At 75.3% G+C, this 12,117-nt stretch carries 7 protein-coding genes and 2 pseudogenes; 5 read left to right on the top strand and 4 right to left on the bottom strand.

Features of this window, described 5'->3' with window-relative positions:
- The 3 genes from PV343_RS39755 to PV343_RS39745 form a co-directional block, all read left to right on the top strand.
- The coding region (locus PV343_RS39755; RefSeq protein WP_319151925.1) for a cellulose binding domain-containing protein at nucleotides 1-731 on the top strand (731 nt) is incomplete at its 5' end.
- Nucleotides 732-994: 263 nt separating this feature from the next.
- Complete coding sequence (rsgA, locus tag PV343_RS39750) at nucleotides 995-2,089, top strand: ribosome small subunit-dependent GTPase A (RefSeq protein ID WP_319151924.1); 1,095 nt, start codon at nucleotides 995-997, stop codon at nucleotides 2,087-2,089.
- Nucleotides 2,090-2,239: 150 nt separating this feature from the next.
- A complete protein-coding gene (locus PV343_RS39745; protein WP_319151927.1) occupies nucleotides 2,240-3,658 on the top strand; it encodes a DNA-3-methyladenine glycosylase 2 family protein in 1,419 nt (472 codons plus the stop codon).
- Nucleotides 3,659-3,714: 56 nt separating this feature from the next.
- Here PV343_RS39745 and PV343_RS39740 read toward each other — a convergent pair.
- A pseudogene (locus PV343_RS39740) lies at nucleotides 3,715-3,807 on the bottom strand (hypothetical protein); the annotation flags it as partial.
- Here PV343_RS39740 and PV343_RS39735 point away from each other — a divergent pair.
- A pseudogene (locus tag PV343_RS39735) lies at nucleotides 3,802-4,256 on the top strand (rod shape-determining protein); the annotation flags it as partial. The pseudogenes PV343_RS39740 and PV343_RS39735 overlap by 6 nt on opposite strands.
- 12 nt (nucleotides 4,257-4,268) lie before the next feature.
- Here the strand turns inward: PV343_RS39735 and PV343_RS39730 are convergent.
- Nucleotides 4,269-7,571 (bottom strand): TIM-barrel domain-containing protein, encoded by a 3,303-nt coding sequence (locus tag PV343_RS39730; RefSeq protein WP_319151922.1) that lies wholly within the window; start codon nucleotides 7,569-7,571, stop codon nucleotides 4,269-4,271.
- 345 nt (nucleotides 7,572-7,916) lie between these two features.
- On the opposite strand from PV343_RS39730, the gene PV343_RS39725 reads away from it, so the two are divergent.
- On the top strand, nucleotides 7,917-9,191 hold the full coding sequence (locus tag PV343_RS39725; protein WP_319151921.1) for a GDSL-type esterase/lipase family protein: 1,275 nt from the start codon (nucleotides 7,917-7,919) through the stop codon (nucleotides 9,189-9,191).
- A 126-nt stretch (nucleotides 9,192-9,317) separates the two neighbouring features.
- On the opposite strand, the gene PV343_RS39720 is transcribed toward PV343_RS39725, so the two are convergent.
- Both PV343_RS39720 and PV343_RS39715 read right to left on the bottom strand, forming a co-directional pair.
- Nucleotides 9,318-9,800, bottom strand: coding sequence for a DUF456 domain-containing protein (locus PV343_RS39720; protein WP_319151920.1), 483 nt, complete (start codon nucleotides 9,798-9,800; stop codon nucleotides 9,318-9,320).
- 70 nt (nucleotides 9,801-9,870) lie between these two features.
- Nucleotides 9,871-10,860 carry a helix-turn-helix domain-containing protein gene (locus tag PV343_RS39715; protein ID WP_319151919.1) on the bottom strand — a complete coding sequence of 330 codons (990 nt, stop codon included), beginning with the start codon at nucleotides 10,858-10,860 and terminating at the stop codon, nucleotides 9,871-9,873.
- Between the last annotated feature and the right edge of the window lie 1,257 nt (nucleotides 10,861-12,117).

Below are 12,117 nucleotides of genomic sequence, written 5' to 3'. Positions count from 1 at the left end.
CCACCGAGGTCCGGCTCGGCGCCGGCGGCCCGCCCGCGGCCGAGGGCGCCGAGGCGAAGGAACCCGCCGCCCGCGCCCGCGTGCTGCGCAACGCGCTGCTCGGCGCCGCCGTACTGCTGTCGGCGCTCGCCCTCGGCGTGTCCATGATGCCGTTCGGCGGCTCCGGGGACGCCGGCGCGGCCGCCCGCGACGACCGCCAGCCGGTCGCCGACCCCGCCGCGCCGCACACCACCGCCCGCACCCCCGCGGCCTCACCGTCCGCCTCCGCCGAGCGCTCCGCCTCCGGCTCGCCCTCCACCACCCCGTCCAGGGCCGCCACGAAGGCCGAAGCCGGCCGGAAGAACCCCGGTCCCGGACCCCAGGGCACCTCGTCCGCCACCCCCGGCGGCCATCCGAGCCGCACCAGGGCCCCCGCCGCCACCTGCCGGGTCGCCTACCACCTGGACAGCCAGTGGGCCGTCGGATTCCAGGCCACCGTCACCGTCACCACCGACAAGGCCCTCACCGGCTGGCAGGTCGCCTGGAACTTCCGCGACGGCCAGCAGGCGGGCCAGATGTGGGACGCCACGGTCCACCAGGACGGCTCCCGCGTCACGGCCACCGCGGCCGACTACAACCGGGCCGTGCCCGCGCACGGCAGCCTGTCCTTCGGGTTCATCGCCTCCTGGCAGGGCGAGAACCGGCCCCCGCACGGATTCACCCTGAACGGCGCGCCCTGCGCCACCGGTTGAGCACCCCGGCGGCACGGACCGGGCGCCGGCGGCGGTGACGGAAAAACCCGTTGACGGGCGGCGCCCCGGGGCGGGAGAGTGATCACACACGCCGGAGCGGTGTGTGCGAAGCGCGAGCGGAGACGAGGAGGTGTCGACCGATGGCTGTCACTGTGCTGGGCGCTGCCCTCATCCAGGAACTCCTCAAGTCCACCTCCGTGGCCGCCGGCTGACCGAACCGCGCCGTACGCGCACGCCGGGGCCACCCTTGTGAAGGGTCTCCCTTGACTTCCAGCTCCGCTGCTCCCTCCGCGCTGGCTCCCTACGGCTGGGACGACGCCTGGGCCGACGCGTTCTCCCCCTACGAGGCCGAAGGGCTGCTGCCCGGCCGGGTGATCCGGGTCGACCGCGGCCAGTGCGACGTGGTCACCCCGGGCGGTGTGCTCCGGGCCGACACCGCCTTCGTCACCCCGCACGACCCGCTCCGGGTCGTGTGCACCGGCGACTGGGTCGCCGTCGAACCCGGCGGCAACCCCCGCTACGTGCGCGCGTACCTGCCGCGCCGCACCTCCTTCGTGCGCTCCACCTCCTCCAAGCGGTCCGAGGGGCAGATCCTCGCGGCCAACGTCGACCACGCCGTCATCGCGGTGTCCCTCGCGGTCGAACTCGACCTCGGGCGCGTCGAACGGTTCCTCGCCCTGGCGTGGGAGTCGGGCGCCCAGCCCGTGGTCGTACTCACCAAGGCCGACCTCGTGCCGGACCCGGTGACCCTCGCCCACCTCGTGCAGGACGTCGAGACGAGCGCGCCCGGCGTGCCCGTGCTCACCGTCAGCGCCCTGCACGGCGACGGCCTCGACACCCTCGTCGCCCTCGTCGGGTCGGGCACGTCCGTGCTGCTCGGGCAGTCCGGCGCGGGCAAGTCCACCCTCGCCAACGCGCTCGTCGGCGAGGACGTGATGGACGTCCGGGCCGCCCGGGACGTCGACGGCAAGGGCCGGCACACCACCACCACCCGCAACCTGCTCGCGCTGCCCTCGGGCGGTGTCCTCATCGACACCCCCGGCCTGCGCGGCGTCGGCCTGTTCGACGCCGGCGGCGGGGTCGGGCAGGTGTTCTCCGAGATCGAGGAGCTGGCCGAGCGGTGCCGCTTCCACGACTGCTCGCACGAGTCCGAACCCTGCTGCGCGGTCCGCACCGCGGTCGAGGACGGGGAGCTCCCGGTCCGGCGGCTGGAGAGCTACCGCAAGCTCATGCGGGAGAACCAGTGGATCGTCGCCAAGACGGACGCCCGGCTGCGCTCCGAGATCAAGAAGGACTGGAAGCGCAAGCACGCCCAGGGCCGGGCGGCGATGGAGGCCAAGCGGGGCCGCTGGAGCTGATCACCGCTGCCGCTGGACGAAGGCGACGGAGGCCGGGCGGGGGCCGGGCGGGGGCGCTGCAACCGGTGCCCCGGCCCCGCCCCGCTCGCGGCTCCGTGTCCGATTCCCGCCAGCCCGTCCTGCCGTCCGCATCCGACAATGGGACGTGTGATGGACGAGGACAGCAGGTACGAAGCGGTGCGCAGCCGGGACGGGCGGTTCGACGGCGCGTTCTTCTTCGCCGTCGAGACGACCGGGATCTACTGCCGGCCCAGTTGTCCCGCGGTGACGCCCAAGCGGCGGAACGTGCGGTTCTTCCCGACGGCGGCCGCCGCGCAGGGCTCCGGCTTCCGGGCCTGCCGGCGCTGCCGGCCGGACTCCGTGCCGGGCTCCGCCGAGTGGAACGTCCGCGCGGACGCCGTCGGCCGGGCCGTGCGCCTGATCGCCGACGGCGTCGTGGACCGCGAGGGCGTCGCGGGCCTCGCCGCCCGGCTCGGCTACAGCGCCCGGCAGGTACAGCGCCAGCTCACCGCCGAACTCGGCGCCGGACCGGTGGCGCTGGCCCGCGCCCAGCGGGCGCACACCGCCCGGCTGCTGCTGCGCACCACCGATCTGCCGATCACCGAGATCGCGTTCGCGTCCGGGTTCTCCAGCGTGCGGCAGTTCAACGACACCGTCCGCGAGGTGTACGCCGCGACGCCGACCGAGGTACGGGCCGCCGCTCCCCGGTCCAGGGGCGCCCGCCGGGCCGCACCGGGGGCCGGCATCCCGCTCCGGCTCGCCCACCGGGGCCCCTACCAGGCGGCCGTCGTCTTCGACCAGCTCGCCCGGGAGGCCGTACCCGGCGTCGAGGAGGTGAGCGGCACCCCCGGCGACCGCACCTACCGGCGCACCCTGCGGCTGCCGTACGGCACCGGGCTGGCCGCAGTCGGCGAGCGCCCCCGGGGCCCGAGGACGACCGGCGGCACCCACCCGGGCGGCTGGCTCGACGCGCGGCTGCACCTCACCGACCCCCGCGACCTGACCACCGCGGTGCAGCGGCTGCGGCGGCTGTTCGACCTCGACGCCGACCCGTACGCGGTGGACGAGCGGCTCGCCGCCGACCCGGGGCTCGCCCCGCTGGTCGCCGCCCGGCCCGGACTGCGCTCGCCCGGCGCCGCCGACCCGCTGGAGCCCGCGGTGCGGGCCCTGGTGGGGGTGGCCGGGGCCGCCGAGCTGGTCCTGCGGTACGGCAAGGCCCTGGACGCGCCCTGCGGGAGCCTCACCCACCTGTTCCCGGAGCCCGCGGCCCTCGCCGGCGCCGAGCCCGGCGGCCCGCTCGGCGCGCTGGCCGCCGCCCTGGCCGACGGCACCGTACGACTCGATCCGGGCGCCGACCGCGACGACGCGGCACGAGCCCTGTTCGCCCTGCCCGGCCTCGACCCGGCCGTGGTCGCCACCGTCCGCGTCCGCGCCCTCGGCGACCCTGACGTGGCCCCGCCCGGCGTCGACGCCCCGGACAGCTGGCGGCCCTGGCGGTCGTACGCGGTGCAGCACCTGCGGGTGGCGGCGGCCGCCCCGCGGACAGAGGATCGCCGCGTCCCGAAGTAGGGGGGACGCCGCCTGGCATCCGCGCGCAGGGCACGGTCCGGTGCGCGGCCGTCGTCTCAGGCACGCCGGTGGAGTTCCACGGCGAGCGGGGCGGCGGTGAGCACGGAGGAGTAGGTGCCGACGACCAGGCCGATGAGCAGGGCCAGGGCGTGCTGACCGTGCCCAGCGCCCGGGGCATCGCCCTGGCCGCCGGCGCGGACCTCTCCCGCCCCGTGCTCGTGGTGGACATCGGCGCCCCTCTCACGGAGGTGGTCTTGCTCGGCGACGGCGACGTCACCGACGCGCGCCGCACCGCCCTGGGCACCGGAGACCTGGATACGGCACGACCACCCCCGGGCAGCTCGCCGACGCCGTGGCCGGGATGCTGACCGCGATGCTCCGCCAGGACCACACCCTGCTCACCACCGACGCCCTGTGCCGCGAGATCCTGGTGGCCGGGGGAGGCGCCCTGCGCCCCGACATCGTCCACCAGCTCACCGCCCGGCTGCACGTGCCGCTGCGCGTGGTGCCCGCCCCGCACACCGCCGCCGTCCGCGGCGCCGCCAAGCTCCTCCAGGCCGCGCACACCCACCCCTCCACCTCCGGGGTGGTCCAGCCGCCGCGCTCACTCTCACCGCCAGCCCACCGTCACCGCCTCGCGGGTGCTCCGCGGGGGAAGGGTGACCCGGAGCGTGTGCCGGTCGCCGTCCCAGGACCAGGCCGAGGGCGGCAGCGGCCTGCCCGAGGCCGTCACCGTCTTCGGAGCCTGCCGCATGCCCAGGAAGCGCACGGTCCACCGGCGCCGCTCCGCCTGGCCCGCGAACGTGCCGCGAGCGGCCCCGATCGTCAGACGACCCGACGACGCCCGCTCCGAGTAGCGGGCCCGCACGGTCGTGGCCCGCTTCGGGACGGTGCTGCTCCCGTCGTCGTCGTACAGGGAGAGGGCGCCCGAACCGCCCGAGGCGACCGTGAGGGTGAGCCCGCCCCGCTCGCCGCCGGCGTCGCCCGGCACGTCCGAGGACCGGGTGGCGACGATGCCGCCGGAGCGCACGAACACCGGCATGGTGTCCAGGGTGGTGGTGATGTCGTACGTGGCCCCGCCGGCGGGCGCCGTCCAGTTCGCCCCGGTGAAGTAGTCCGTCCACTGCCCGGGCGGGAACCAGACCGACGTGGTGGTGCGTTCGCCGGGCCGGGTGACCGGGGCCACGAGCATGTCGGGCCCGTACAGGTACTCGCTGCCCGCCTTGCCGTAGGCGTTCTCCTCCTCCGGGTACTGCAGGTACAACGCCCGGACGACGGGGACTCCGGTGGTGCTCGCCTCGCGCGCCAGGCTGTAGGTGTAGGGCACGAGCGCCTCGCGCAGCCTGAGGAACTTCTCGGCCGACGCCCGCGCCTGGGGCCCGTACTGCCAGGGCAGGCGGTCGCTGTGGTTGCTGTGCAGGCGGTCGATCGGCTGGAAGGTGCCGAACTGCACCCACCGCGCGTACAGGTCGTCGGGCAGTTTGGTGGTGCGGTGGGTCGTGCCACCGGCGGTGTACGTCTCGGCCCCGGGGATGCCGTAGCCGTCGTTGTGGCCGCCGATGTCGTGGCTGATCGCGGACAGGCCCGTCGCGGCCGACTCGCCGGGTGTGTAGCCGACTTCGGCGCGCAGGGTGCCCCAGTCGGAGGTGGTGTCCCCGGAGAAGTGGACCGTGGTGCGCTTGTCGGCCCAGGGCCCGGTGGGCAGCCCGACCCCGGCGCTGTAGCCGCCGGCCTGCAGCGAACCGTAGGCGCGGGACAGGACGAACCCCCGGTCCGCGGTCTGCGAAGTCAGGTCGGCGTACTGCTGGTTGATCCAGGCGTCCGGTGTGACGCCCGGCTGCGAGGAGCGCGAGGTGTCACAGCACCAGTCCAGCCACCAGAAGTCGTTGCCGGCGCGGTCCATCGGCCGGTGCAGGTCGAGGTACGCCTCGAGCTGGTCGGGGTCGCCGAAGTCGAAGGTGTAGCAGTCGGAACCGGCCCCGGACGCGCAACCGCCCTTCACCAGCTTGCCCTTGGCCGTGGCTTGTGCCTGGGCGAACCGCGGGTCGCTGCCGAGGATGCCGGGATGCACGTTCAGCGTGTTGGCCAGCCCCTGGTCGCGCGACCAGTCGAAGAAGCCCTTCGGGTCGGGGAACTTGTCCGGGTCGAAGCTCCAGCCGCTCCACGTGTTCGGCGACTTGAAGTCGGTGTCGGTGACGAGCACGTCCAGCGGCACGCCCGCGGCCCGGAACGCCGGGACGATCGTCTTCTCGTAGTCGGCCGCCGTACGGTCGATGTACTCGGAGTACCACACCCCGTACGCCCAGCGGGGCAGCAGCGCGGACGGGCCGGTCAGCGTGGCGAGGTCGGCCAGGCCCTGCCGGTAGTCGTGCCCGAAGCCGAAGAGGTAGCCGTCCTGGTAGGGCTGCGCACCGTGCGAGGGGCGCGGCGCCGCCTTCTTCGTCCCCCTGTCGTAGGCCGCGGACACGGTGTCGTCGAGCAGGTACCAGCCGTCCCGGTGCAGCAGTCCGGGCGTGGTCCAGGGCGCCGGATCGGCATCGCCGTCGAGCCCGTCGAGGCTGCGGCGGTAGCCGCCCAGGGCGAGGTGCGGCGCGGGGGCGGGCTGTGCGAGGGGGGTCAGCGCGAGCGTGTCCACGTTGACGTGGCAGCTGTCCGCGTCGGGGCAGCTCAGGGCGACGTCCTGGGTCCCCGCCTTCAGGTCGACGGGCACGGACGCGGTCTTCCAGGCGTCCCAGCCGTCGGTCGCCGGGAGTTCGAGGGTGCGGGCCGGTCCGCCGCCCGCCGTGACCTCGACGCTCCGCGTCCGGTGCAGTCCGTCGCTGCCGGTGCCGTTCGCGTAGCGCAGGTGCAAGAGGTAGGTGCCGTCCGAGGGAACGCCCGACACCGGCTCGGAGAGACCGGCGCCCTGGTCGAGTTCGGCGACGAAGCCGTACCCGGCGTACCCCCGGTGGTCGGTGGCGACCTGCGCGGAGCCGGCCGAACGTGTCTCCTCCGCCTCGCAGCCGGTGCCGAAGCGGCATCCGGGGACCGCGGCCGCCGCCCGCGAGGGATAGCCGGCGCCGGCCTGCACGAGGGCGACGCTGTCGATGTTGACGTTGCCGGAGTCGCCGGGAGCGCGATGCAGCCGGACGGTGTGGTGGCCACCGGCCAGCGACAACGGGAGCTGCGCCACCGCCCAGGTGTTCCAGTCACTCGTCTCGGGCAGCCGGAACTGCCGGTCGGCGCCGCCGTCCACGGTGACACTGAGCGTCCGGGTCTCGTGTCTGCCGTCGCCGCCCGCCGAGTTGGCGTACCGCACGGCGAACTCGTAGGCGCCGGACAACGGCGCCCGTACGTCCGTGGACAGAGAGTTGTCGTCGACGCCGAAGCCGGCCAGGAACCCCTTGCCGGTGAAGTCACGGTGGTCGGTGGCCAGTCCGGGCCCGTCGTACACCTGGTCCTCGGCCTCGCACAGCGCGCCCGCCGCGCAGGTGCGGTGCTGCCACGGCGACGCGAGCACGGACGACTGCCCCGCCTTGAGCCGCACCCTCAGGTTGTCCGCGTCGAACGGCCCTGTCCCCACGTCGTACCGGAGCGTCAGCGCGCTGGTGGTGACCGTCAGGACGCCGTCCTTCACGGAGGACGTGTACGGCGTCGACGGGAAGGCGTCCCGGCCGGCGGCGTTGAAGGTGGCGTCGTCCTCGAACTTCCCGTCCCCGGCGTACTCGGTGCGTATCAGGGTGGGCGAGAGGACCTCGAATCGCGCGTCGGACACCACCACCGCCGAAGCGGAGGCGGGCGCCGGCCTCTTCGCGCCGTGCGCCGTGGCGGCGGGGGCGCCGAGCAGGCTGAACGCCACGGCCAGGCACGGGACCAGACGAGCTGCGGTGGTGATCCGCGCCCGGGGACGGGATCGGGGGATCGGTGGGTGCACGGCACGCTCCACGGGTGGACGGCGGCGCTCTCGCGAGCGCGTCGGGCATGCGGCTGAGGCTTCGCGGGGATCGCGCCAGTGCAGTCGGTACCACTCGGTACAACGTTGTAATGCGGCCGTTCCGCATGACAGCACGGCGGAATTCCCCGTGTCTACACACCGGACGGACATCGTTGTCACTTGGCTGATCCTGACCCTGGCGGGGTTGACCCTGACGCGCTGGCCCTGACGCGCTGGGCGTGACGCGTTGGGCCGGGCGGGTGGCGTGGCGGTGGCGGTCCGGGGTCGCGGGGCGGCCCTGTGGCACGGTCGCCTCCGACAGGGCCACGGAAGGCGGGCGCACACATGGGCAGGACCGTAAGGGTCATCGCGGCACTCGGGCTCGCGGTGCTGCCCGGCACGACGGCACACGCGGCCGTGCAGGCCGCCCGGCCGCTCCGGGCCGCGGCCACCGCCGTACCCGCGCCCGCCGCCCCGGCCCTCCGCCCGGGCGCCTGGACCGGCACCTGGGAGACCGCGCCCTCCGGCACCGCCCCCGCACTGCCCGGCGCCGCCATCCGTAACGTCGTCCACCTCAGCGTCGGCGGCACCGCGGTACGCATCCGGCTCAGCAACCGGCTCGGCACCGCGCCGCTGCGGCTCGGCGCGGTCACCGTCGCCCTGCGCCGGGCCGCCGGCCCCGCCGCGGCGCCCGGCACCCTGCGCACCGCCACCTTCCACGGCGCCCGCACCATCACCGTGGCACCGGGGCACGACCTGCTCACCGACCCGGTCCCGCTGCCCGTACGGGCCGGCGCCGACCTCCTGGTCACCGTCTACACCCCGGACGACGACGGCCCGGCCACCTTCCACCGCCAGGCCATGCAGACCAGCTACGTGGCCCGGGCCGGCGCCGGACGGGCGCAGGACGAGGCCGGCGCCGCCTACACGACCACCACCGGCTCCTGGTACTACGTCACCGGCGTCGACGTCCGCGGCTCCGCCACCGGCAGCGTCGCCGCCTTCGGCGACTCGCTGACCGACGGCATCGGCGCCACCACCGACGCCAACCGCCGCTGGCCCGACCGGCTCGCCGAACACCTGAGCGCCCGCCGGCTCGGTGTCCTGAACGCCGGGATCTCCGGCAACCACCTGTTGCGCGGCGGCTCCGGACCGAGCGGCCTGTCCCGCCTGGACGCCGACGCCCTCGACCGGGCCGGCGTACGGGTGCTGGTCGTGTTCGAGGGCATCAACGACATCAACAACTCCGGGCTGACCAGCCCCACCGCCCTGACGGACGCCTACCGCACGGTCGTCGCCCGCGCCCACGCCCGCGGCATCCAGGTCATCGGCGTCACGCTCACCCCGTACCGCGGCCACCGCCTCTTCAACCCGGCCCGCGAGGCGCTACGACAGCAGGTCAACACGTTCATCCGCACCGGCGGCGTCTTCGACGCGGTCGCCGACGCCGACGCCGCGCTCCGCGACCCCGCCGACCCGCAGCGGCTCCTGCCGGGCTACGACCAAGGCGACCACCTGCACTTCAACGACGCGGGCCTGCTGGCTGTCGCCGAGACCGTGGGGCGCGTCCTGGACCATCGGTCCGTGGGCCGTGGGGCGGGTGTTCGGTCGGCTCGCTGATCGTCGGCCGGCCGCTGTTGATCGTCGGCTGTCGGCTGTCGGCTGTCGACCGACAACCGTCGACTGTCGACGGTGGACCGTCGACCGCTCACCGTCGACAGTCGACCGGGCCGCCTGCCCGCCCTCTCACCCCCACACCACCGCCCCCAGCCAGGCCCCCGCGATCAGCAGGCACGCGAACAGTTCGGTGAGGACGCTGGAACCGCCCGCGCCCATCGTCGTGCGCAGGGCGGCCATCGCCTCGCCGTGGCCGCCGAGGCGCAACCGCTCGTGCAGGTAGATCCCGGCCATGAAGCCGGGCAGCGCGCCCACCACCGGGACCAGGAGGAAGCCGAGGACGGCGCCGATGCCGGCGTAGACCGCCATACGGGGGGTGGCGCCGCTCGCCCGCAGGCGGCGGGGCGGCAGGGCCCAGCGGACCACCAGGGACAGCAGCAGCAGCGCGGTCGCCCCGACCAGGACGGCCCACGCCACCGGCTGCGGGTCCTTCAGCGCCCACCACAGGACCGCGGCCCACACCAGCCACGAGCCCGGCACCCCGGGCACCAGCACTCCGCACAGGCCGAGCGCGATCAGTACGCCGACCAGCAGGAGTTCCCACGCTCCCATCTGCCCAGAGTGCCGGAGTCCGGGAGAAGCCGCAGGTCAGAAGCAGGTCGGAAGGAAGCAGGAAAAGAGGTCAGGAGGCGCCTTCGCGGGACACCCAGCCGCGTTCGTAGGCGTGCCAGCCCAGCTGCAGCCGGGTCGTCACCCCCGCCAGCTCCATCAGCCGCTTCACGCGCCGCTGTACGGTCCGCAGGCCCAGGTCGAGCTGTTTGGCCACGCTCGCGTCGGTCATCCCGGCCAGCAGCAGCGACAGCACCTCCAGATCGGTGGCGTCGGGACCGTCGGGCTCCTGCTCGGTCACCCCGGCCCCGCCCAGCCGGAGCGGCAGCGCGTCCCGCCACACCGACTCGAACAGTCCGGCGAGCAGCTCCAGCAGGCCGCTCGCGTGCACCACCAGCGCGGCCGGCTCGGCCGTGCGCGAGGTCAGCGGCACCAGGGCGAGGGAGCGGTCGGCGATCACCAGTTTCGTCGGCACCCGGTCCACCACCCGCACCCGCTCGTCCCGGCCGAGCGCGGCGGTCAGCTCGGCGAGGCCGCGGGGCAGGTCGAGCACGGCCCGTTCCACCACCACCCGGTAGCGGACCCCGCGCCCGGCCGCCTGCTCCTCCGCCTCGTTCTCCGACCCCGAGACCACCACCGGGTTGCCGGTGACCAGCGCGCACACCTCCTCGGAAGCGCCGAGCTGGAGCTGGAGAAAGCGCTGGGCCACCGCGGAGGCGCCGGTCACCACCTCCACCAGGTCGTGCACCTCCGGTTCGGCAGCCGTCGCCCGGTACTCCTCGGCCAGCAGCGCCGCCGCCAGCTCCGCCTGCTCCAGCTCGTGCCGCTGCCGGGTGAGCAGCGCGCCCAGCGCCACCCCCGGCGGGGCCGCCACCCAGCGGCCCGGCCGCGCCGGGGACTGGGCCGCGAGACCCTCCCGTTCCAGCCGGCGCAGCGCACGCTCGGTGTCCGGCTCGGCCAGCGACAGGCGCCGTGCCAGATCGGACACCTCGGCGGCGCCCACGGAAACCAGTGCCCGGTACGCCGACTCGTGCGTCTCGTCCAGGCCTATGGCTGCCAGCATCGGCCCACGTCCCTCCCTCGATATCAAGCCACCCCGCGCGGTGCTGTCTGGCGGGAACCGGCCACGGCGTAAACCCGCCGCCGCACATCATCGCCGTACCGGTGGTGACTCTGCCAAGGTGGCACCACCGAAGGACACGCGGCGGTACCCCGGACCCCTGGCCGCGTCCCCGGAAACCAAGCCGAAATCCCGCCAATCGACCGGCGCCGCCGTATGCCCGGTCGCTGTGTGACGGTGACCCGGACCCCGCGGTGCGCGAGCGCGCCACACGAGCGCGGGAGCGGGTCACGCAGGATGTCGCCGGGCGGCCCTCCCGTGGGGGGTGGGGCCGCCCGGCGGCCATGAGCCGCCTGCCGTACGGGAGTTCGGACCGTCCCTCGACACGCCGTTCGACATGACCGGACGGCCCGCATTTTCCCGATGCCCCGTTTTCATCCGGCCCGCGCGGTGGACAATCAGGGGCATGAGCCAGCAGGGGGGTAGGCCCGAGGGGCGCGAGGACGACTGGTGGAGCGAGCTGTACGGGGACGCCACGGAGGACACGGGCCCCACGGCGGCGCCCGACTCCCTGGACGACCGCTTCACCTCGGCGAAGAACGCGGTGGCGGGACGGCCCGGGGCAGCGCGGCACGGCACCGGAGGACCCGAGCCGCACGAACCGGCCCAGTCACCACCCCCCGAACCACCCCCGGGGCCGCTCCAACAGCAGCCCCCGGAGCCCGTCGTCCCGGCGCAACGCACCCAAGCGCCCCCTGACGCGCCGGCGGCCCCGCCGGGGGCGCTCGCGACACCGGCCGACGCGCCCGCGCAACCGGCGGCCGACGCGCCGGCGGCACCGCCCGCAGTGCCCCCGGTACCACCGGGCGCACCCCCAGCGCCCCACGGCGAGCCCCCGGCACTCCCTGGCACGCCCCCAGACCCACCGGCTGTCCCCGCCGCCCCCGCCGCACCCCTAGGTCCACCTGCGCCCCCCGCCACCCCGGCGGCGCCGCCCGGGCCCACCGGCCCGACTGTCTCGACGCCCCCAGGCCCGCCAGCCGCCTCCGCCCCGCCCTTCGGACCGCCCGCGCCCCCCGCCGACCCTCCCGGGCCCACCGGCCCGACCGTCTCTACGCCTCCCGCCCGGCCCGCGAGCGCGCCCCCCAGCGCGCCGCCCCCCATCACGGCCCGGCCCACCAGCGGTCCCGGCGGGACAGCACCAGCCGCCCCCGCGGCGTCACGGCCCGCGCCCCCCGCAGTCCCCGTCCCAGGAACAGG

Source organism: Streptomyces sp. WI03-4A, from assembly GCF_033792105.1.
Lineage (GTDB): Bacteria > Actinomycetota > Actinomycetes > Streptomycetales > Streptomycetaceae > Streptomyces > Streptomyces collinus_A.
Note: the sequence above shows the minus strand (reverse complement) of the source record. Positions and strands in the feature narration are given on the sequence as shown.